The organism is Oryzihumus leptocrescens, from assembly GCF_006716205.1.
Classification (GTDB): Bacteria; Actinomycetota; Actinomycetes; order Actinomycetales; family Dermatophilaceae; genus Oryzihumus; species Oryzihumus leptocrescens.
Genome location: NZ_VFOQ01000001.1, coordinates 41,848 through 63,008, shown reverse-complemented (window position 1 = coordinate 63,008; position 21,161 = coordinate 41,848). Strand labels below are relative to the sequence as shown.

Sequence of the window (21,161 nt, the reverse complement as noted above, 5' to 3'; positions counted from 1 at the left end):
GCTCATGGTCTCGCCCCGTCAGGGGTTCGGCCAGACCCAGATGCTCACCTCGGGCCCGTCCGCGACGAGCTCCATGCTGCCCTCGCCGGGGGCGAGGTCCCGACCGTATGCCGTGCGCGCACCCTCGATGCCACCCAGGTGGGCGGTGGACACCGTGACCGGCGCGTGCTCGGCCCGCGCGACGTGCACCAGCGCGGTCTCCGCCGCGGTCTGGCGCAGGTAGACCAGCGCGTCGTCCGAGGCGTGGACCCATCGCAAGCCGCCCTCGCGCAGGGCGACGGACGAGGTCCGCGCCGCGATCAGGCCACGGTAGACGTCCAGCAGCCGGTGGTCCCAGCGACTTTCGTCCCACGGCATCGGGCGGCGTCCGTCCTCGCCGAAGTCGCCCCGCATCCCGATCTCGTCGCCGTAGGTCATCATCGGGATGCCCGGCATGGTGAAGAGCAGGCCGGCCGCGGCGTCGACCTGGCGGGCGTCCTCGCCCACGAGCGTGCGCACCCGGGTGGTGTCGTGCGAGCCGACGAGGTTGAAGCTGTGCTGCACGGTGCGGAACGGCACCAGCGCGGTGAACTCGCGCATCGTCTCCATCACCGAGACGCCGCCGAGCCGGGGCACCATCAGCGGGGAGCCGAGGAACTTGGGCGCGTAGCCCTTGTCGCGCAGCCACGTCCAGACCGGGCGGGTGAAGCCGGCGTAGTTCATGACCCCGTGCCAGCCGTCGCCGACCGCGTCGCGGGTGAAGTCGTGGCAGTGCTCACCGACCAGCAGGGCGTCCGGGCGCGCCTCGGCCATCGCGGCGCGCATCTGCCGGGCGATGTCCTGGTTGTGGTCCTGGTCGCGGTAGCGGCCGGTCATGTTGGCCACGTCGACGCGCCAGCCGTCGAGGCCGTGCTCGCCGCTGATCCACTTGCGCACGACGCCGTCGGCGTCGTCGAAGACCCGGCGTCGCAGCTCGGCGCTGTCGTAGTTGAGCTTGGGCAGGCTCTTCACGCCCAGCCAGGCGACGTAGTCGCCGTCCTCGTCCCAGAGGTAGAAACCCCGCTCGTCGCTGGTCTCGTCGGCCTGCGCCTTGGCGAACCACTCGTGCGCCGCACCGGTGTGGTTGGTGGTGAAGTCGCCCAGCACCCGCATGCCGCGGGCGTGCGCCGCCTCGGTGAGACGCGACAGCGCCTCGTCGCCGCCGAGCACCGGGTCGACCGCCGCGAACGTCGAGGCGTCGTAGCGGTGGTTGGAGCGGGCCGGGAAGAACGGCGTGAGGTAGACCGTGTTGACGCCGAGCTTCTCGAGGTGGTCCAGCCGCTCGACGACGCCGTCGAGGTCGCCACCGAAGAGCTGCCAGGCGATGACGTCGTGGCCGAGGTCGACCGGCTCCTCCCACTGCGCCGGGACGGCCCACTCCGGCGTGGGCCGCTCGTCGGCGGCCGCCGACCGGGCGAACCGGTCCGGGAAGACCTGGTAGACCACGGCCTCGCCCGCCCAGGCAGGCGGCGCGGCATACGTGACGATGCGGAAGTCGGCGGCGTCGGGGACGTCGCGCAGGTGGGCGCCGGTGCCGTTGAGCCAGGCGTAGCCCGAGGGCCCGCCCTCGAGGATGAACCGGTAGTTGGTCACCGGGTTGTGGCAGACGACCTCGGCGCTCCACCACGTCTCGGTGTCGGTGACCGACTCCACGACCGCGTCGACGAACACCGGCTCGGCGTCCGGCGTGAGCCGCACGTGCACCGCGGTGATGTCGGCCTCGTGCGGCACGCGGACCCGCAGCGTGACCGTCTCGCCCAGCCGGGGCGCGGCGTTGGAGACGTAGAGGTCGGAACCGTCGTGGTGGGGCTGGGACAGCAGGTCGAGCGAGGAGCTCACTTCACCGAACCTTGGGTCAGGCCGCCGACGAGCTGCTTCTGGAAGCCCAGGTACAGCAGGACGACCGGGATGGACACGAGCAGGGCACCGGCGCAGAACTGGCCGAAGTAGCGGTTGCGGTCGGCCTTGAGCATGGCGTTGAGGCCGACGCCGAGGGTCTGGGAGTCCACGTCGCGCAGGAAGATGCTGGCGAGCAGGAACTCGTTGAACAGGCCGATGAAGGTCAGCATGAAGACGGTGATGAGGATCGGCAACACCAGCCGCAGCGTCATCGTGAAGAAGATCCGCGCGTGCGACGCACCGTCGACCTTGGCCGCCTCGTCGAGCTCGCGCGGCACGGTGTCGAAGTAGCCCTTGAGCAGCCAGACGTTGGCCCCCATGGCACCACCGCTGTAGGCGAGGATCAGGCCGAGGCTGGTGTTGAGGCCGAACATCGGGATGACGTCACCGATGGCGGCGAACGTGATGTACATGGCCACGAAGGTCAGCAGGGCGGGGAACATCTGCAGAAGCAGGAGCAGCAGCATGCCCGGGCGGCGTCCGACGAAGCGCATGCGGGAGAAGGCGTAGGCGGCGCTGGCGCCGATGAAGACGGCGAGCAGGGCGCCGACGGTCGAGATGACCATCGAGTTCTTGAACCACTCGAGGAACGGGCGGTTCTGGTCGTTGAACAGCGCGTCGAAGTTGTCCATGCCGATCTTCGTCGGCAGCAGCGAGGAGGTGCTCAGCGTGCCCGACGGGTTCAGCGCCGCCGACAGGATGAACACGATCGGGAACAGCGACCAGATCAGCGCGACGATGGCCAGGGAGTGGCGCCACCACACGCGGCCGCTGACGGGGACGCGCCGACGCGCGCCCGGCTCCGGCTCGGTGGCGACCGGGGTGGCGAGGGTCTGGGTCAGGCTGGACATCAGTTGATCTCCTCCAGTGCCTTGGTGCGACGGAAGCCCTGCGCCGAGATCAGCGCCACGATGATGAAGATGAGGACCGACACCGCCGCCGCGAAGCCGTAGTTCGGGCTCACGCCGCTGAACGCCAGGCGGAACGCGTAGGTGATGAGCAGGTCGGTGGACCCGATCGAGGTGTTGGCCGCCTCGAAGGGGCCGCCCTCGGTCAGCAGGAAGATCAGCGTGAAGTTGTTGAAGTTGAAGGCGAACGACGCGATGAGCAGCGGCCCGACCGCCACCAGCAGCAGCGGCATGGTGATGGAGCGCAGCATCCGCAACGGGTTGGCCCCGTCGATGCGGGCCGCCTCCTTGACGTCGTCGGGGATCGACTGGAGGGCGCCGGTGCAGACGATGAACATGTAGGGGAAGCCCAGCCACAGGTTCGCCAGCAGGATCGCGGCGCGGGCCGCCCACGGGTCGCCCAGCCAGTCCACGTTGAGGTGGGTGAGCTGGTTGATCAGGCCGTAGTCCTGGTTGAACATCGAGCGCCAGACCAGCGCCGTCACGAAACCGGGGATGGCGTAGGGGAGGATCAGCAGCGAGCGGTAGACGGCCTTGCCCCGCAGGCGGGGGTCGTTGAGCAGCAGCGCCAGCAGCATGCCGAGGGCGAAGGTGCTCACCACGGAGACCGCCGCGAAGGCGACGTTCCAGATGAGGATCTTGACGAAGCCGGCGCGGATGACGGGGTCGGTGAAGGCGGTCTTGAAGTTCTTGAAGCCGACGTTCTCCTTCCACCCCTGCGGCAGCGCGTCGCCCTGGCCGTCCGCGGGCACGAACCGCGCGTCCTTGGCGACGTACTTCTTGCCGGTGGCGGAGTCGGTGAGGGTGTCGGTGGCCTTGTCGTAGGTCATCGTGGCCTTGCCCTCGAACGCCTCGGACAGGCCGACCCGCTTGATCGCGCTGCCGTCCTGGCTCGGCACGGCGAAGGTGTCGAGGTCCTTCCGGTCGTTGACCTGGACGGCGCTGAGGATGGTGTAGCCCTCAGCTGCCGTGATCTTGCCGGTGGGCGCCTTCTCGACGCCGGCGGTGAGGTCGGTCAGGCCCTTCGCGTCACCGACGAAGGTCTTGCCCTGCGGGTCGGTGAGCAGGTAGAAGGCGTCGCCGGTGGCGGGGTCGCTGCCGGACTTCACCGCGACCGAGAGCTTGTAGCGCGGCGACCCCGGGACCTCCGTGACGGAGTTGGCGACGATGCTGTCGATCGCCTCCTGCTTGGAGATCGAGTGGCCGTCGCCGTAGTTGGTGAAGGCGGTCATGGCCGTGTAGACCTGCGGCCAGATCTGCAGGCCGACGAGGAGCACCAGCCCCGGGAAGAGGTACTTCAGCGGCACCGCGCGGCGGGTGCCGTAGATGGCGAGGACGGCCAGGCCGACCATCGACACCAGCACCACCGCGAGCAGGTGCCCCTGGCTCGCCAGCTGGGTGTCGACCCAGAAGACGACGACGAGCGCGACGGCGATCGCGCCCCACTTCATGACGTTGGCGGCCATCCGGCTCATCGGGTCTCCCGGGATCGTGCGGGGGTGGATCAGGTGGTGCAGCAAGCAGGTATGCCGGGTGGCCGCCGACCGGGGTCGGCGGCCACCCGCGCCGTCATCAGCCCTTGGCGATGTTGGCGACGATCTCCTTCTGGGCGGCGTCGAAGCGCGCCTTCGGCTGGGCCTTGCCGGCGATGACGTCGGCGGCAGCCTGGCCGAGCGGGCCCCAGACCGAGTTCATGGCCGGGATGTTCGGCATGGCCTGGCCACCCTTGCCGGCCTCGAACCACGCCTTGACGTCGGGGTTGGAGGCGGAGACCTCGTTGTAGGCCTCGGTCAGCGCCGGGGGACGGTTGCCGGCGGCGAACAGGGCCTCCTGGACGTCCTTGCGCGGCACGTAGTTGGTGACGAACTCCTCCGCGAGGGCGGCGTTCTTGGCCTTGGCCGAGACGTAGAACATCTGGACACCGAGGAACGGCTGCATCTGGCCGCCACCGATGGAGGGCAGCGGGGAGATGGCGTACTTGATGCCGGCCTTCTTGGCCTTGTCGATCGCCCACGGGCCGGTGATGTAGAACGGCGCCTTGCCGGCGTCGAACAGCGCGTCGGCGTTGTCACCGCTCACGTTGGTGGACAGGGCCTTGAGCGCACCGAGCTTCTGCAGCTCCGCGGCGCCCTTGAGGGAGCCGGCGCTGTTGACGATGACCTTGGTGGCGTCGTAGTCGCCGTTGGCCTTGGTGGCGAAGATGCCGCCGTCGAAGGCCTTCAGGTAGGGGTAGGTGTAGTACGCGTTGCCGGTCTTGCCCACCTCCTGGATCAGGATGTTGGTGGCCTTGCCGGCCTTGACCAGGGCCTGGCCCTTGGAGACGAGGTCCTCCATGGTCTTGGGGGCCTCGGGGGCGAGGGCGGTGTTGCGCACCAGGCCGATGTTCTCCACGGCGTAGGGCACGCCGTAGGTCTGGCCGTTGAACTTGGTGGCCGCGATGGCGGACGGCGCGAACTTGCTGGAGACGTCGGCGGAGAGGTTGATCGGGGCGACGGTGGCGTTCTGGACCAGCTCGCCCAGCCAGTCGTGCGCACCGACGATGACGTCGGGGCCCTTGCCAACCTTGGTGGCGTCCTTGAACTGCTGGCGCACGTCGGTGGCGACCTGGACGACGACCTTGACCTTGTTCTCCTGGCCGAACTGGTCGGCGTACTTCTGCAGGATCGGGGCGCGGTCGTTGTCGGCCCAGATCACCAGCTCGGCGTTCGCGTCACGGACGGGGGCGCCGGTCGTGGTGGGCGAGGCGGCCGGGGTGGTCGCGGTCGCGGTGGTGCTGCTGGTCTTGCCGGCGGCGGGGGTGCTGGACCCTCCACAGCCGCTCATCAGCAGGGCAGCGACACCGGTGACGGCGACGGCCCCAAACGCACGCTTGTGCATCGAGTCTCCTAGCAAGTGACGAGAAGGGATGGCCCACGCCGACCCCCTGAAGCGCGCAAAACGTAGCAAGTTCTTGCAGTCTTCTGGAAGCAAAACTGCAAGATCTTGCAGGCACGTTTCGATAACGTCACCTGGTCACCACAGGTCACAGGGGGAACGGCAGATGTTCACGGCATGGCGGCAGGTCGCGTTGCTCCCTCGCTGGTTGCAGGGCCTGCTGCTGGGCCAGCTGGTCAGCGCGGTCGGCTCGCTGGCGTTCACGTTCCTCACGCTCTACCTCGTCCAGGACCGGCGCCTGGGCGCCGACGCGGCCGGCCTGGTCGGCGCCGCCTTCGGCGTCGGCATGATCGCCGGCAACCTCGCCGGGGGCTCGCTCGGCGACCGGTTCGGCCTGCGCCGATGCCTGCTCGCCGCCACCCTCGCCTGGGCCGCGGTCTGCGGCGTCCTGCCGCTCACCCCCACCTCCTGCCTCGCCGCCCTGACCGCGGTCGGTGGCTTCGCCGCGGGTGCCCAGCGCCCGCTCAACATGGCCGTCGTCCTCGCCGCCGTCGCGCCGGAGCACCGCCGCACCGCGGCCGCCGTGGGCCGGGCCGCCTACAACGCCGGCATGGTCATCGGGCCTCCGCTGGGCGCCCTCGCCGCGGCCCATGACTTCGGCCTGGTCTTCGTCATCGACGCCGCGAGCAGCGCGCTGATGGCCGTGACCATCTGGCGGCTGGTGCCCTCGCCGGCGGCCCACCCTCGCGGCGACTCCCCCGGGAGGACGCGCGGCGCCCTGTGGCACACCCTGCGTGCCCGCCCGCACGTGCTGTGGGTCCTGGGCACCGTCATCGCCGTCGACGTCGCCTACCGGCAGTTCTACGTCGCGCTGCCCCTGCAGCTGCGCGCGCTCGGCCTGGCCCCCATCGCCTACGGCCTGCTGCTGGCCGGCAGCTGCGCCGTGATCGTGGCGCTCGAGGTGCCGCTGTCGGTGCGCATGGCCGGGCACCGGGCGCTGGCCCTGGTCGCCCTGGGCTACGGCCTCGTCGGCCTGGCCTGGCTCGTGGTCGGCGTCGCTCCGTCCCTCGTCACCGCCGTCCTCGCGGTCCTCGTGCTCACCGCCGGGGAGATGCTCTACAAGCCCACGGCCACCGCGACCGTCGCCGACGCCGCCCCCGAGGGGTATGCCGGTCGCTACCAGAGCCTGTACGCCTCAGCCTCCGTGGCCGGCATGTTCCTCGCCCCGGCGCTCGGAGGCCTCGGCTGGGCCCACGCCCCGCGCCTGGTCCTGCCGGTCGCCGGCGCCGTCGCGCTGCTCGCCGCAGCGGCCCTGGCCCTGCACGACCGGGCCGCGGCACGGCATACCGGGCTCGTCACATCCGTCACTCAGGTCTAGCCGGATCGGCGCCCATGGGGGAAGATCCGTTCCACCACCGCTGGCACCCGCCCGGTGGGGCACCACCTTTACAACGGATCGTCCGGCACGTTCCTGCCGGTGAAGGAAGGTTCGATCACACATGGCTACGGTCAAGTTCGACAAGGCGACCCGGCTCTACCCGGGCAACGACGTCCCCTCCGTGGACAAGCTCGACATCGACATCGCCGACGGCGAGTTCCTCGTCCTCGTCGGCCCCTCCGGCTGCGGCAAGTCGACCAGCCTGCGCATGCTCGCCGGCCTGGAGGAGGTCAACGACGGCAAGATCTGGATCGGCGACCGCGACGTCACCGACCTCTCGCCCAAGGACCGTGACGTGGCCATGGTCTTCCAGAACTACGCGCTCTACCCGCACATGACGGTCGCCGACAACATGGGCTTCGCGCTCAAGATCGCCGGCGTCAACAAGAGCGAGATCAGCAAGCGCGTCGCGGAGGCCGCCAAGATCCTCGACCTCGAGCAGTACCTCGAGCGCAAGCCGAAGGCCCTCTCCGGTGGCCAGCGCCAGCGCGTGGCCATGGGCCGCGCGATCGTGCGCAACCCGCAGGTGTTCCTCATGGACGAGCCGCTGTCCAACCTCGACGCCAAGCTGCGCGTGCAGACCCGCACCCAGATCGCCTCGCTGCAGCGCCGCCTCGGCGTCACGACCGTCTACGTCACCCACGACCAGGTCGAGGCCATGACGATGGGTGACCGCGTGGCTGTCCTCAAGGACGGCCTGCTGCAGCAGTGCGACACCCCGCGGCGCATGTACGACCACCCCAACAACGTCTTCGTCGCCGGCTTCATCGGCTCCCCCGCCATGAACCTGCTCGAGGTGCCGGTGGTCGACGGCGGCGTGAAGTTCGGCGCCAGCGTCACCCCGATCGAGCGCGAGCACCTCGCCGGCGCCGGCAAGGCGGTCACGCTGGGTGTCCGGCCCGAGGACCTGTCGCTGGCCGGCGAGGCCGAGGGCATCCCGGTGACGGTCGACGTCGTCGAGGAGCTCGGCGCCGACGCCTACGTCTACGGCTCCACCGACATGAACGGCGAGGTCAAGCCGATCATCGCCCGTGTCGACGGCCGGCGCCCCCCGATGAAGGGCGAGACCGTGCACTTCGCCCCCAAGCAGGGCCACGTGCACGTGTTCAACATCGAGACCGGCGAGCGCATCGGCGACTGAGCGCACCCCGCGTCACGGAGGCGGCGGCACCCACCCGGGTGCCGCCGCCTCCTCGCGTCCGGGGCCGCGGACGCTCCCGGCGTCCCCGTCGCGCCCCGTGTCACCATGGACACCGTGGCCCTGCAGATCACCGCTGCCCGTCCCGACCCTGCGCTGCTCGACCTGCCGTGGTCGGTCCCCCTCGAGGAGTGGCCCGAGGACGTGCTCGCGGCGCTGCCCCGGGGCATCTCGCGCCACGTCGTCCGGTTCGTCAAGCTCTCCGGCCGCGTCCTGGCGGTCAAGGAGATCAGCGAGGACCTGGCCCGGCGCGAGTACAACCTGCTGCGCCTGCTGACCCGGCTCGACCAGCCGTGCGTGGAGGCGTTCGGCGTCATCAGCGGCCGCACCACCCCCGACGGGGAGGAGCTGGACGCCTGCCTGATCACGCGGCACCTGCAGTTCTCCCTGCCGTATCGCGCGCTGTTCAGCCAGACGCTGCGCAAGGACACCGCCCAGCGGCTCATCGACGCCCTGGCGGTGCTCCTGGTCCGGCTGCACCTGACCGGCTTCTGGTGGGGTGACGTGTCGCTGTCCAACACCCTGTTCCGTCGGGATGCCGGCGCGTTCGCCGCCTACCTCGTCGACGCCGAGACCGGCGAGCTGCGCGACAACCTCTCCGACGGCCAGCGCGAGCACGACCTCGAGATCGCCCGGGTGAACATCGCCGGGGAGCTGATGGACCTGTCCGCCGGCGGGTTCCTGCCCGAGTCGGTCGACCCCGTGGACACCTCGCAGCGGATCGTGGACCGCTACCGCGACCTGTGGCGCGAGCTGACCGAGCTCGAGCGGTTCGAGCAGGGTGACCGCTGGCGGGTCGACGAGCGGATCCGCCGGCTCAACGGGCTCGGCTTCGACGTGGACGAGCTGGCCATCTCCACCGACATCGGCGGCACCCAGATCCAGATCCAGCCCAAGGTGGTCGACGCCGGCCACCACTCGCGCCGGCTGCTGAGGCTGACCGGGCTGGACGTCGAGGAGAACCAGGCTCGCCGCCTGCTCAACGACCTCGACGCCTACCGTGCGGCCACGGACCGGCAGGGCGACGACGAGGAGATCGTCGCGCACGACTGGCTCTCCCGGGTCTACGAGCCGGTGCAGCGTGAGGTACCGCGCGACCTCACCCACAAGCTCGAGCCGGCCGAGCTGTTCCACGAGGTCCTGGAGCACCGGTGGTACATGTCCGAGCGCGCCGGGCACGACGTCTCGATCGAGGCCGCGATCAAGGACTACGTGGCGCACGTCCTGCCGGGCAAGCCGGACGAGTCCGCCGTGCTGGGCGTGGACACCGTCGAGATGCCGATCATCGCCCGCGTCTCCGAGCCACCGCGCCGCCGCCGCTGACCGGGCGCGCACAGCTGAACCACCGCGCTCCCCCCACCGGCCGCGCGCCGCTCAGCGCGGGGCGTCGGCGTCGTCGTCCTCGCGGTCGGACCGGTCGTCGTCGACCCGGCACATCCGCTGGGCGGCCATCCCGGCCACGGTCAGCAGCACCCCGGCGAGGAGCAGCACCAGGGCGTGCACCGCGTCGGCACGCACCGACGCCACGTCGACGTCGGGCAGGCGCAGCAGCACCAGCGCGGCATACCAGCCGGTGACCATGGCCCCGGTGAGGGCCGCCGCCTGGGCGAGCACCAGGGTGCGCAGCGCCCGGACCATGCTGAGCTCACGGGTGGCCTTGCCCTGCTGCCAGCGGCGCACCGGCAGGCCGGCGACGTAGATGCCCACGGCCATGAAGGCCAGCAGCACCGCACTGCCCCAGGACGCCCCCGGCAGGCCGTGGCCGGCGCCCTCCCACCAGCGCAGCACGGCCCACGAGACGGCGGCCACCACGACCACGACCGCAAGGACCAGGCGCACGGTGACGCCCCGACCGTCCTTCACCATGGTGCACTCCATTCGGGTCCGGGTCGAACGCCGTCGGCGTCGGTGGCCGCGAGCAGGCGCGCCACGTCGGCCACCTCACCGGGGGCCACCCGCAGCCGCGCCTCGGGATCGGCTCGCAGCCACGGGGTGAGCACGAACGCCCGCTCTGCGGCGCGCGGGTGCGGCAGCATCAGCCCGGGGTCGTCGCTGACCACGTCGGTGCCGACGTCGGGATCGCCGTACTGGATGAGGTCGAGGTCCAGCGTCCTCGCGCCCCAACGGGTCTCGCGGGTGCGGCCGTGCGCGGCCTCGATCCGGTGCAGTGAAGCCAGCAGCCGGTGCGGGGCGAGCCGGGTGTGGGCCAGCAGCACGGCGTTGAGGTAGGCCGGCTGCTCCGGCCCGCCGACCGGGTCGGTCTCGACGAGCGGCGAGACCGTGTCCACCCGCACCCCCTCGAGGTCCCCGACCGCGCGGACCGCTGCCTCCAGGGTCTCCTGCACGTCGCCGAGGTTGGCGCCGAGGGCGACCACGACCGGGGTGTCCCGCTCGCGCCGGACGTGGACGCTGACGTCGGTGAACGGCACGCCTACGGGCGCGTCCGGCTTGTGCACGGTGACCTCGACCGCCTCGACGAGCGGGTAGGCCAGCCCCCGGCGGGCGACCCGCTCGGCGACGGCCTCGATGAGGTCCAGCGGCTCCCCGGACAGCACCTCCACGACCTCGGCGGCGACGGCGGCGTAGTTGACGGTGTGCGCCAGGTCGTCGCTCTCCCCGGGCCGGGCCAGGTCGACCTCGAGGACCACGTCGGCGACGAACGGCTGGCCCAGCTGCTTCTCCCAGTCCAGCACGCCGTGGCGGCCCCGCGCGCTGATGCCGGTCAGGGTGATCCGGTCGGTCATCGTGCCCCCTCCGTCGCCGCGACGACCTGGACCGCGGCCACGCTGGAGGCCACGTCGTGGACCCGGACCGCCCAGGCCCCCGCCTGCGCGGCCAGGACGGTGGTGGCGCAGGTGGCGGCGTCGCGCTCCAGCGGCGGCCGCGGGTCGGCGCCCTCGGGCACGCCGAGCCGGCCCAGGAACGTCTTGCGGGAGGTGCCGACGAGCACCGGCAGGCCCAGCGCGACGACCAGCTCCAGGTGCGCCAGGAGGGCCCAGTTGTGGGCGGGCAGCTTGGCGAAGCCGAAGCCGGGGTCGAGCACCAGCTGCTCGCGGCGCAGGCCCCGGGCCAGCAGCTGCTCGACCCGCTCCCCGAGCTCGGCGCGCACCTCGGCGACGACGTCGTCGTACTGCGCCCGCTGCTGCATCTGCGCGCTGTGGCCACGCCAGTGCATGGCGATGAACGGCACGCCGGTGCCGGCCAGGACGGCCGGCATGTCCGGGTCGGCCAGGCCGCCGCTGACGTCGTTGACGATGCTGGCCCCGGCCTCGAGCGCGGCGCCGGCCACGGACGCCCGCATCGTGTCCACCGAGACGCGCGCACCCTGGGCAGCCAGCTCGCGCACCACCGGTATCACGCGCCGCAGCTCCTCGGCCTCGTCCGGACGCTGCGCCCCGGGACGGGTCGACTCCCCGCCCACGTCGAGCAGGTCGGCGCCCTGCTCGAGCAGCTCGAGCCCGTGCTCGACCGCGGCCCCCGGCTCGAACCACCGTCCCCCGTCGCTGAAGGAGTCGGGGGTGACGTTGACGACCCCCATCACCAGCGTGCTCACGAGGACGCCCCGCTGAAGAAGCGCAGCCGGGGCCAGGTCAGGAACGCCTCGGCCTCCAGCGCCGCGAGGGCGATGCGCGGCACGTCGCGGGTGGCCGGGTAGACCACGAACCGGGGCGTCCACTCCGGCTGGAACTTGGCGTTGAAGCGGTAGAGGCTCTCGATCTGGAACCAGCGGGAGGCGAACTTCAGCACGCGGTACCACGCCCGCTCCATCGGCCCGGCGCCCAGCCGCTCACCGCGCTCGAACGCCGAGCGGAACGCCGCGAAGTTCAGCGACACCCGCTTGACCCCCAGCTCCGGCGCGGCCCGCAGGGCGTCGACGATCATCAGCTCGTTGACGCCGGGGTCGGCGGTGCGGTCGCGGCGCATGACGTCCAGGGACATGCCGTCGCTCCCCCACGGCACGAACTGCAGGAAGGCGCGGATCACGCCGTCCTGGCGGGCCACGACGAGCACGCAGTCGGGGTCGACGGGGTCGACCAGCCGCCCGAGGGCCATCGAGAAGCCCCGCTCGGTCTCGGTGCCGCGCCACGCGCTGGCGTCGGCCAGGGCCCGGCGGCGGTCGCCCTCGGTGACCTGGGAGGCGCGCACCACCTCGGTGGTGTAGCCGGCCCGGCCGATCCGCTTGACCATCTGGCGCACGTTGCGCATGGCCCGGCCCTCGAGGGTGAACGAGGCCGCGTCGACGACCGCCTCGTCGCCGAGCTCGAGGATGTCGAAGCCGGTCTCGCGCGTCCAGACGTGGCCGGCCCGCTCCGAGCAGCCGATCACCGCCGGCCGCCAGGCGTGCAGCTCGGCCTCGCGCAGGAACGCCGCGATCGCGCCCGGCCAGGCCTCCGGGTCGCCGAGCGGGTCCCCGCTGGCGAGCATCACGCCGGAGACGACCCGGTAGGCGATGGCCGCCTTGCCGCTCTCGGACCAGATGACGCTCTTGTCGCGGCGCAGGTTGAAGTAGCCCAGGGAGTCGGGGCTGCGCTCCAGCAGCGCCCGCAGGCGGGCCTCGTCCTCGTCGGTGACCATCGGGCGCGGCTCGGGGGCGCGCAGGGCCAGGTAGACCGGGACGAGCAGGGTCATGATGCCCAGGCCGAGCAGGACCGCACCGATGACGTCGTTGGTCCGGTCGCTGACGAAGACCAGCGGCCCGTTGAGCCCGACGAGGCCGGTCAGCACCTGCCAGAGCGCCTCCTGCAGGCCCGGCGGCCCGCCGACGATGGCGTGGCGGCGGGACTCCACGAGGATGAGCCCGAGGACGACGCTGATGACCGCCATGGCCACGAAGACGCGCGCGGCCCGCCACCGGGTGGTCGGGTCGCCCAGAGCGTGGAACTGCTCGCGGGTGACCACCAGCACGATGAGCACGACCATGGACACGGCGGTGGCGATGAGCTCGACCCGGCCGGCGTGCAGCAGCACGCTGATGCTCAGGAGCACAACCCCGGCCCGCCAGGCGCGGCGCTTGCGGCGGGTGAGGGCGTGCGCGAGGAAGAGCAGCAGGATGCCGGCGACCACCGACGCCGCCGAGGCGGCGTTCGCGACGCTGCCGGGCAGCACCTCCGCGATCGGGTGGAACCGGCTGCCCAGGCCACGGCGCAGCCCGGTGATGATGTCGCCGATGCCGATGAGGTAGGTCAGCAGCCCGATGACCCGAGGGACCTTCGACTGCGGCCCGGTGAAGGCGGCGAAGCGCTGGCTGAGGGGTGTGGCGTGACGCGTGGAGGCGCGTTCACTCACCGGTGACCACCGATCAGCCCCATCGCCTCGGCCCGGGTCGCGGGGTCGCGCAGCTGGCCCCGCACCGCCGAGGTGATGGTCCGTGAGCCCGGGCGGCGCACCCCGCGCATGGACATGCACAGGTGCTCGCACTCGACCACGACGATGACCCCCTGCGGCTTCAGGTGGTCGACCAGGGCGTCGGCGACCTGCGTCGTCAGCCGCTCCTGCACCTGGGGGCGACGGGCGAACACGTCGACCAGCCGGGCCAGCTTGGACAGGCCGGTGACCCGGCCGTCCTTGCCCGGGATGTAGCCGACGTGGGCCACGCCGTGGAACGGCACGAGGTGGTGCTCGCACGTGCTGTAGACCTCGATGTCGCGCACGAGGATCAGCTCTGAGTGGCCGATCTCGAACGTCGTGGTGAGCACGTCCTCCGGCTGCTGGCCCATGCCAGCGAACATCTCGGCGTAGGCCCGCGCGACCCGCCCCGGCGTGGCCTGCAGCCCGTCGCGATCGGGGTTCTCCCCGATCGCGACGAGCAGCTCACGCACGGCGCGCTCCGCGCGCTCGAGATCAATGTGCGTCGGGGTCGACATACCCACCCTCGGGCACCTCGATCACCGCGGTGGGCGGGTGCTCCTCGACGTGCTGCTGACCGTCCTGCGGGCGCGAGCCGTTGGCCATCGCCGCCTTCTCGGCCGGGGTGAGCACCGGCGGCAGGTCGCTGACGTGCCGGCGGTCGCTCGAGAGCCAGATCGGGCGCACCGGGCGCTTGATCACCGGCGAGAAGATCTCGGCGAGCTGCTCCTTGCCGAGGGTCTCCTTCTCCAGCAGCTCCAGGACCAGGTGGTCCAGGACCTCGCGGTTGTCGTTGAGGGCGTTCCACGCCTCGTCGTGCGCGGCCTCGATGAAGCGGCGGACCTCCTCGTCGACGACGCCGGCGACCGACTCGGAGTAGTCACGCTCGTGGCCCATGTCGCGGCCGAGGAAGACCTCGCCACGCTCCTGGCCGAGCTTGATGGCGCCGACCCGCTCGCTCATGCCGTACTGCGTGACCATCTTGCGGGCCAGGCCGGTGGCCTTCTCGATGTCGTTGGCGGCGCCGGTGGTCGGGTCGTGGAAGACCATCTCCTCGGCGACGCGGCCACCGAGGGCGTAGGCGAGCTGGTCGAGCATCTCGTTGCGCGTGGTGGAGTACTTGTCGTCCGCCGGCAGCACCATCGTGTATCCGAGGGCGCGACCGCGGGGCAGGATCGTCACCTTGGTGACGGGGTCGGTGTGGTTCATCGCGGCTGCGACGAGGGCGTGGCCGCCCTCGTGGTAGGCGGTGATCTTTTTCTCCTTGGCGCTCATGATCCGGGTGCGCTTCTGCGGCCCGGCCACGACGCGGTCGATCGCCTCGTCGAGCGCCTTGTTGTCGATGAGCTTGGCGTTGCCACGGGCGGTGAGCAGCGCGGCCTCGTTCAGCACGTTGGCCAGGTCGGCACCGGTGAAGCCCGGGGTGCGGCGGGCGACGGCGAGCAGGTCGACGTCGGTCGCCATCGGCTTGCCCTTGGCGTGCACCTGCAGGATGTGGTGGCGGCCGAGCATGTCGGGGGCCTCGACGGCGATCTGCCGGTCGAAGCGGCCCGGGCGCAGCAGGGCCGGGTCGAGGATGTCGGGGCGGTTGGTCGCCGCGATGAGGATGACGTTGGTCTTGACGTCGAAGCCGTCCATCTCGACGAGCAGCTGGTTCAGCGTCTGCTCACGCTCGTCGTGGCCACCGCCGAGGCCCGCACCGCGGTGCCGGCCGACGGCGTCGATCTCGTCGACGAACACGATCGCGGGGGCGTTGGCCTTGGCCTGCTCGAACAGGTCCCGGACGCGGGAGGCGCCGACACCGACGAACATCTCGACGAAGTCGGAGCCGGAGATCGAGTAGAACGGCACCCCGGCCTCGCCGGCCACGGCGCGGGCCAGCAGCGTCTTGCCGGTGCCGGGCGGGCCGTAGAGGAGCACGCCCTTGGGGATCTTGGCGCCGACCGCGAGGAACTTGGCCGGCTCGGCCAGGAACTCCTTGATCTCCTGGAGCTCCTCGACCGCCTCGTCCGCGCCGGCGACGTCGGAGAAGGTGACCTTGGGCGTGTCCTTGGAGGCGAGCTTGGCGCGGCTCTTGCCGAAGCTCATGACGCGGGAGCCACCGCCCTGCATCTGGTTCATGAGGAACCAGAACAGGCCCAGCACCAGCACCAGCGGCAGCAGCGTCGCGGCGAGGCTGAGCAGCCAGTTGGGCTGGGCGACCTCGTCGGTGTAGCCGGCCGGCGGCAGGTGGTCGTTGAGCAGCTTGACCAGCTCGGGGCCGCGCGGGGTGACGTAGTAGGCGCGGACCCGGGTCGCGTCCTTGACGTCGCCGCCGGTGTAGCTCTGCCCCTTCTTCAGGGTCATGTCGATGTGCTCGTTGTCGACGAACTTGGCCGAGTCGACCTTGTTGTCGGTGATCAGCTTCTCCGCCGCGGAGGTGTCGATGCGGGTGAACCCGCTCGTCTCACCGACGGAGAACCACAGCACGCCGATGCCGATGATCAGGATCACCCAGACCATCGGGGTGCGAAGGATGCGCTTGAAGTCCATGTGTGTGCGGGGCTCTGGGCCCCGTCCCTCCTGGTCGCTCAGCAAGGTCGTCCGCGGGTTGCGCCAGCGTGCCGACGGTGGGGATGACGGTACACCGCAGGGGGGTGCGGCATTCTCGCTGGTCAACGACCAGCAAGACGGCGGTGTTCCGGCCCGGGCCACCCTCTTGGGGGTTGACCGGACCGCCCCGACGTCAGGAGTAGACGTGTGGGGCGAGGGTGCCGACGACCCGCAGGTTGCGGTACTTCTCGGCGTAGTCGAGGCCGTAGCCGACGACGAACTCGTTGGGGATGTCGAAGCCGACGTACTTCACGTCCACCTCGACCTTGGCCGCCTCCGGCTTGCGCAGCAGCGTGCAGATCTCCACCGAGGCCGCGTTGCGCGACTCGAGGTTGGACTTGATCCAGGACAGGGTCAGCCCGGAGTCGACGATGTCCTCGACGATGAGCACGTGGCGGGCGGTGATGTCGGCGTCGAGGTCCTTGAGGATCCGCACCACGCCCGAGGACTTGGTGCCCGAGCCGTAGGAGGAGATCGCCATCCAGTCCATCGGGGCGGTGCCGGGGAGGGCCCGCATGAGGTCGGCCATGACCATGACCGCGCCCTTGAGCACGCCGACGAGGAGCAGGTCCTTGCCCTCGTAGTCGGCCCAGATCTTGCCGGCGAGCTCGTCGAGCTTGGCGTGGATCTCCTCCTCGGTGATCAGCACGCGCTCGAGGTCGGCTCCCATGTGGGCAGCGTCCACGACTTCTCCAAACAGCTGGGGGGACACGAAGCCCCTATTCAACCCGACGAGACGGCTCCAGCGTGACCCGCCCGTCGAACCGGCGCGCCCGCACGGCGCCGGGCAGGTCGACCGGCCCCTGCCCGTGCCAGTCGGTCAGGAGCGCCTCGAGGGCGTCGACGTGCACCGCGAAGAGCGCCCCGGGTGGTGAGCCTGCCTCGGTGGCGAGCGAGCGCCATACCCGCGTGCGCACCGCGCGGGGCAGCGCGGTGAGGTCAGCCACCTCCCACGGACCCTCCCCCAGCCCCCCACGCGCGGTGCGGGCGAGCTCGTCGAGGGCGTCGGCGTCCTGGCGCAGCAGGTCGGCGCTGCGAGCCAGCGCGGCGGCGACGCCGGGGCCGAGCGCCGCCTCCAGCTCGCCCAGCAGCCGCCGTGCCCGCACCCGCAGGTAGGTCTCGTCGGCGTTGTGCGGGTCCTCCCACGGGTTCAGCCCCTGGGCGTCGCACGCCGCGCGCGTGGTCGCCCGGTCCAGGGCCAGGAACGGCCGCACCAGCCGGCCGCGCCGCGCCGGCATGCCCGCCAGCGAGCGGGCCCCCGAGCCCCGGACCAGCCCGAGCAGCACCTGCTCGGCCTGGTCGTCGCGGGTGTGCCCCAGCAGGACCTGCGCGGCGCCCAGCCGGTCCGCCGCCTGCTCCAGCGCCGCGTATCGCGCTCGCCTCGCCTCCGCCTCGGGGCCGCTCCCGCCGCCGGTGACCTGCACCGACACGACCTCGACAGGCTCGAGGCCGAGCGCCCGGCACTGCCCGGCGGCCGCCGCGGCGACCTCGGCAGACCCTGGCTGGAGCTGGTGGTCGACGACCACGGCGCCGGCGACCACGCCCAGTCGGGGCGCCTCGAAGGCGATGGCCGCGGCCAGGGCCAGCGAGTCGGCCCCACCGCTGCACCCGACGAGCACGCGGCTGCCGGGGCCGGCCTCGGTGAGCGCCGGCCGGACCGCCACCCGGGTCGCGGCGACGGCCGGGTGGGGTCCGGTCATCCGTGGACGCGCGTGACCCAGGCCTGCGGGTCCTCGATCTCGGCCGGCTTGGGCAGGGTCTCGGGCGAGGTCCACACGGCGTTGAAGCCGTCGACGCCGACCCGGTCGGTGACGGCGCGCACGAAGGTGGCCCCGTCGCGGTACTGCCGCATCTTGGCCTCGAGGCCGAGCAGCCGGCGCAGCAGCCGGTCGATGCTGCCCATGCCCTCGCGGCGGCGCTGGAACTTGACCCGAATCTGCTCCACGGTCGGCACCACCTGGGGCCCGACGTCGTCCATCACCACGTCGGCGTGGCCCTCGAGCAGCGACATCACCGCGGTCAGGGCCGCGATCTTGTCCCGCTGCTCCTGGGTGGTCATCAGCTCGGTCAGCCCGGTGCCTCCGGCGCGGAAGGCCTGGGGCAGGTTCTGCACCAGCTGCTCCAGGCGGGCCCCGAGCTGGTCGGGGTCGGGCATGAGCTCCAGGGAGAGCTCGCGGGCCCGCTCGATGAGGTGCTGGCGCAGCCACGACACCGCGGTGAACTGCACCCGGTGGGTCTCCTCGTGCAGGCAGACCCACAGGCGGAAGTCGCCCGGGTCCACGCCCAGCTCGGTCTCGGCCTGCACCACGTTGGGGGCGATGAGCAGCAGGCGGGGGGTGCCGTCGGGGGCGAGGTCGTACTGCCCGAGCACCTTGGTCGCGAGGAAGGACATCAGGGCGCCGGTCTCGCCGCCGGTGACCTTGCCGCCGACGGTCGCGACGGCGGTGGACTGCCCGGTGTGGCGCGAGGCCATGGCCTGCACGACGGGGGTGAGCATGCCGCGCAGCGAGTCGACGTTGGCATCGATCCAGCCGGGTCGGTCCACGACGAGGGCGGCGTCACCGTCCGGGGCGTGCAGGCGGGCGGTGTCCGCCACGGGCTGCCGGGACCGCTGTGCCGCGTCGCGCAGCGCGGCGACCGCCGCGGCGGCCTCCGCCGGGCTGACCTTCGGCCCCGCGGGCACGAGCCGGCGGCCCGTCGCCTTGGCGAAGTCCCAGTCGACGTAGCCGGGGTCGGTGCCCGCGGCAGGTCCGGTGCTCGTTGCCATGCCCATGCCTTCACCGTAGGGGGGCGTCATCGACAGCCGCAGGTCGCGAGTGTCGCTACGAAGGCGTCCAACGCTGCCCTGGCGTCCAGCGTTCCCCCGCCGGGGGGCACGGCGTCGGCGAGGACGACGAACGTCAGCAGGCGGCCGTCGCGGTCCACGACCGTCCCGGCCAGGCTGCTCACCCCGGTCAGGGTGCCGGTCTTGGCACGGGCGATGCCGGCGGCCACCCGGGAGGACGGCGCGTGGAAGCGGTCGTGGAGGGTGCCGGTCAGCCCGGCCACCGGCAGCCCGGAGACCACAGCCTCGAGCCCGGCGTCCTTGCCCCGCGAGGCCAGGCCCAGCACGTCACCGATGACCCGGGCCGGCACGGTGGTGCCGCGGCTCAGGCCGGAGCTGTCGACCAGGCGCACCCCGGCGGCGGGGATGCCCCGCGCCTTGAGCGAGGCCAGCACCCAGGCCGCCACCGCGGGGAAGTCGGCGCGTCGCCCGGCGCGGACCGCCACCTGCCGGGCCAGCGACTCGGTCAGCGCGTTGTCGCTGTCGGCGAGCGCCAGCGAGAGCGTCTCGCCCAGGGTCGCCGACTCCACCTGTCCGAGCACGGCGGCGCCCGAGGGCGCGGTCGTCCGGGTCACCGCTGGCGCGACCGTCAGGCCGAGGGCGCGCAGCCGCCCGGCCAGCGCGGTGGCCGCGCTGGCCGCCGGGTCGGCCGGCGCCGGGTGCCCAGGGGTTGCGCGCTGGGTGGACAGGCCGAGGGTGGCGACCGCGCCGGTGAGCCCGAGGTCGATGTCGGGGCCCAGCCAGCCGACGGCGTACGCCGGCCCGCGCGCCCAGGTGTCGTCCAGCTGGAGCCGGACGCTGCGCAGGCCCTGCTGGCGCGCGGCCGTCGCCACCTGACGGGCGAGGTCGAGCAGGCCGGCCCGGCCGGCCACCGCGTCGGGGTTGCCCCGGCCGGGGCTCAGCAGCATGTCGCCGCCGGCGACGAGGACCAGGTCAGCCGGTCCGGCGCCCTGGACCACCTTGGTGGTCATCCGCTGCGACAGGTCCGTGGCCCGGGCGATAGCGGCGGCGGTCAGCAGCTTCGCGGTCGATGCGGGTGCTCGTGGCACCGCGGGTGCGACGTCGAGCAGGTGCTCCCCGGTCAGGCCGTCCCGGATGGTCACGCTGACCTGCCGGCCCAGGCGGGGGTCGTGGAGCCGGCCGCCCACCGCGGCCAGCAGCCCCTTGGCGGTCGGCGTGGGGGCCAGGGAGTCCACGTCGGGCAGCGGCCCGGCGGCCGAGGCCGGCGCGACCGGCACCGCCACGGACGGGGACGGTGAGGAGGAGGGCGTGGGCCGGCCACCCGGCATACCGGCTGCGGCGGTGCGCGGCGCCGCATCGGTGAGCAGGCCCGGCACGACGTCGTGCACGTCGAGGGTGACGTAGCCGGCGAGCAGCGCGACCAGCCCCGCCGCGATGGCCAGCTGACGACGCACGAACCCCCCTGACCCGGATTTGCACTGGTGCGGGACACTTGACGGCGAGCCTAAGCCAGATTGCTGAGACCCGTGAAAGGGCACACACGTGGAATTCGACGTCACCATCGAGATCCCGCAGGGACACCGCAACAAGTACGAGGTGGACCACGCGACGGGGCGCATCCGGCTGGACCGGCTGCTGTTCACCTCCACGCGCTACCCGGCGGACTACGGCTACGTCGAGGACACCCTCGGTGAGGACGGCGACCCGCTGGACGCCCTGGTCCTGCTGGAGGAGCCCACCTTCCCCGGCTGCCTGGTCTCCGCCCGCCCGATCGGCCTGTTCCACATGCGCGACGAGGCCGGCGGCGACGACAAGATCCTGTGCATCCCGGCCGGTGACCCGCGCCAGGCGCACATCACCGAGCTCGAGCACGTCAGCGAGTTCGACCGCCTGGAGATCCAGCACTTCTTCGAGACCTACAAGGACCTCGAGCCGGGCAAGTCGGTCGAGGGCGCCCACTGGGGCGGCCGCGCCGAGGCCGAGAAGATCGTCGCCGAGGCGGTCCAGCGCGCCAAGGACGCCGGCATGACCACGGCCCGCTGGCCGGGGCCGAACCCGGGCCACTGAGCCCCGCTCCCCCTCTCACGCCGAAGGGCGCCCGCT

General features: G+C 72.0%; 18 protein-coding genes. 4 read left to right on the top strand and 14 right to left on the bottom strand.

Features of this window, described 5'->3' with window-relative positions:
- Positions 1-18: 18 nt before the first annotated feature.
- From FB474_RS00315 to FB474_RS00300, 4 genes are all read right to left on the bottom strand, one after another.
- On the bottom strand, positions 19-1,857 hold the full coding sequence (locus FB474_RS00315) for a glycoside hydrolase family 13 protein (protein ID WP_221632384.1): 1,839 nt from the start codon (positions 1,855-1,857) through the stop codon (positions 19-21).
- A complete protein-coding gene (locus FB474_RS00310; RefSeq protein WP_141786831.1) occupies positions 1,854-2,768 on the bottom strand; it encodes a sugar ABC transporter permease in 915 nt (304 codons plus the stop codon). Before FB474_RS00310 ends, FB474_RS00315 begins: the two co-directional genes overlap by 4 nt.
- On the bottom strand, positions 2,768-4,300 hold the full coding sequence (locus FB474_RS00305; RefSeq protein ID WP_141786830.1) for an ABC transporter permease subunit: 1,533 nt from the start codon (positions 4,298-4,300) through the stop codon (positions 2,768-2,770). The genes FB474_RS00310 and FB474_RS00305 overlap by 1 nt, the downstream gene beginning before the upstream one ends.
- A gap of 97 nt (positions 4,301-4,397) precedes the next feature.
- Entirely contained in the window at positions 4,398-5,702 is a 1,305-nt protein-coding gene (locus FB474_RS00300; RefSeq protein ID WP_141786829.1) for a sugar ABC transporter substrate-binding protein, read from the bottom strand.
- A gap of 163 nt (positions 5,703-5,865) precedes the next feature.
- Here FB474_RS00300 and FB474_RS00295 point away from each other — a divergent pair, with 163 nt between their 5' ends.
- The 3 genes from FB474_RS00295 (at position 5,866) to FB474_RS00285 (ending at position 9,658) form a co-directional block, all read left to right on the top strand.
- The gene (locus FB474_RS00295) at positions 5,866-7,077 is read left to right on the top strand and encodes an MFS transporter (protein WP_185745963.1); all 1,212 of its coding nucleotides are present in this window, start codon (positions 5,866-5,868) and stop codon (positions 7,075-7,077) included.
- Between the two features lie 121 nt (positions 7,078-7,198).
- Positions 7,199-8,278: an ABC transporter ATP-binding protein gene (locus FB474_RS00290; protein ID WP_141786827.1), complete on the top strand. Its 1,080-nt coding sequence runs from the start codon at positions 7,199-7,201 to the stop codon at positions 8,276-8,278.
- Positions 8,279-8,392: 114 nt separating this feature from the next.
- Positions 8,393-9,658 carry a DUF4032 domain-containing protein gene (locus FB474_RS00285; RefSeq protein WP_141786826.1) on the top strand — a complete coding sequence of 422 codons (1,266 nt, stop codon included), beginning with the start codon at positions 8,393-8,395 and terminating at the stop codon, positions 9,656-9,658.
- A gap of 51 nt (positions 9,659-9,709) precedes the next feature.
- Here the strand turns inward: FB474_RS00285 and FB474_RS00280 are convergent, their stop codons facing one another.
- The 10 genes from FB474_RS00280 to dacB form a co-directional block, all read right to left on the bottom strand.
- On the bottom strand, positions 9,710-10,201 hold the full coding sequence (locus FB474_RS00280; protein WP_185745962.1) for a DUF3180 domain-containing protein: 492 nt from the start codon (positions 10,199-10,201) through the stop codon (positions 9,710-9,712).
- A complete protein-coding gene (gene folK / locus FB474_RS00275) occupies positions 10,195-11,079 on the bottom strand; it encodes a 2-amino-4-hydroxy-6-hydroxymethyldihydropteridine diphosphokinase (protein ID WP_141786824.1) in 885 nt (294 codons plus the stop codon). The genes FB474_RS00280 and folK overlap by 7 nt, the downstream gene beginning before the upstream one ends.
- On the bottom strand, positions 11,076-11,873 hold the full coding sequence (gene folP, locus FB474_RS00270; protein WP_141789722.1) for a dihydropteroate synthase: 798 nt from the start codon (positions 11,871-11,873) through the stop codon (positions 11,076-11,078). The genes folK and folP overlap by 4 nt, the downstream gene beginning before the upstream one ends.
- Positions 11,874-11,884: 11 nt before the next feature.
- Positions 11,885-13,621, bottom strand: coding sequence for a phosphatidylglycerol lysyltransferase domain-containing protein (locus FB474_RS00265; protein ID WP_141786823.1), 1,737 nt, complete (start codon positions 13,619-13,621; stop codon positions 11,885-11,887).
- Positions 13,618-14,199, bottom strand: coding sequence for a GTP cyclohydrolase I FolE (gene folE / locus FB474_RS00260; protein WP_141786822.1), 582 nt, complete (start codon positions 14,197-14,199; stop codon positions 13,618-13,620). The genes FB474_RS00265 and folE overlap by 4 nt, the downstream gene beginning before the upstream one ends.
- Positions 14,177-16,213 (bottom strand): ATP-dependent zinc metalloprotease FtsH, encoded by a 2,037-nt coding sequence (gene ftsH / locus FB474_RS00255; protein WP_141786821.1) that lies wholly within the window; start codon positions 16,211-16,213, stop codon positions 14,177-14,179. The genes folE and ftsH overlap by 23 nt, the downstream gene beginning before the upstream one ends.
- 193 nt (positions 16,214-16,406) lie before the next feature.
- Positions 16,407-16,958 (bottom strand): hypoxanthine phosphoribosyltransferase, encoded by a 552-nt coding sequence (gene hpt, locus FB474_RS00250; RefSeq protein ID WP_141786820.1) that lies wholly within the window; start codon positions 16,956-16,958, stop codon positions 16,407-16,409.
- 34 nt (positions 16,959-16,992) lie between these two features.
- Positions 16,993-17,973, bottom strand: a complete 981-nt coding sequence (tilS, locus tag FB474_RS00245; protein WP_141786819.1) for a tRNA lysidine(34) synthetase TilS — start codon at positions 17,971-17,973, stop codon at positions 16,993-16,995.
- Entirely contained in the window at positions 17,970-19,046 is a 1,077-nt protein-coding gene (locus FB474_RS00240) for a zinc-dependent metalloprotease (RefSeq protein ID WP_246091988.1), read from the bottom strand. The genes tilS and FB474_RS00240 overlap by 4 nt, the downstream gene beginning before the upstream one ends.
- A 20-nt stretch (positions 19,047-19,066) precedes the next feature.
- A complete protein-coding gene (dacB, locus tag FB474_RS00235) occupies positions 19,067-20,512 on the bottom strand; it encodes a D-alanyl-D-alanine carboxypeptidase/D-alanyl-D-alanine endopeptidase (RefSeq protein WP_246091987.1) in 1,446 nt (481 codons plus the stop codon).
- Positions 20,513-20,600: 88 nt separating this feature from the next.
- Here dacB and FB474_RS00230 point away from each other — a divergent pair, with 88 nt between their 5' ends.
- Positions 20,601-21,125 (top strand): inorganic diphosphatase, encoded by a 525-nt coding sequence (locus tag FB474_RS00230; RefSeq protein WP_141786817.1) that lies wholly within the window; start codon positions 20,601-20,603, stop codon positions 21,123-21,125.
- Positions 21,126-21,161: the final 36 nt, after the last annotated feature.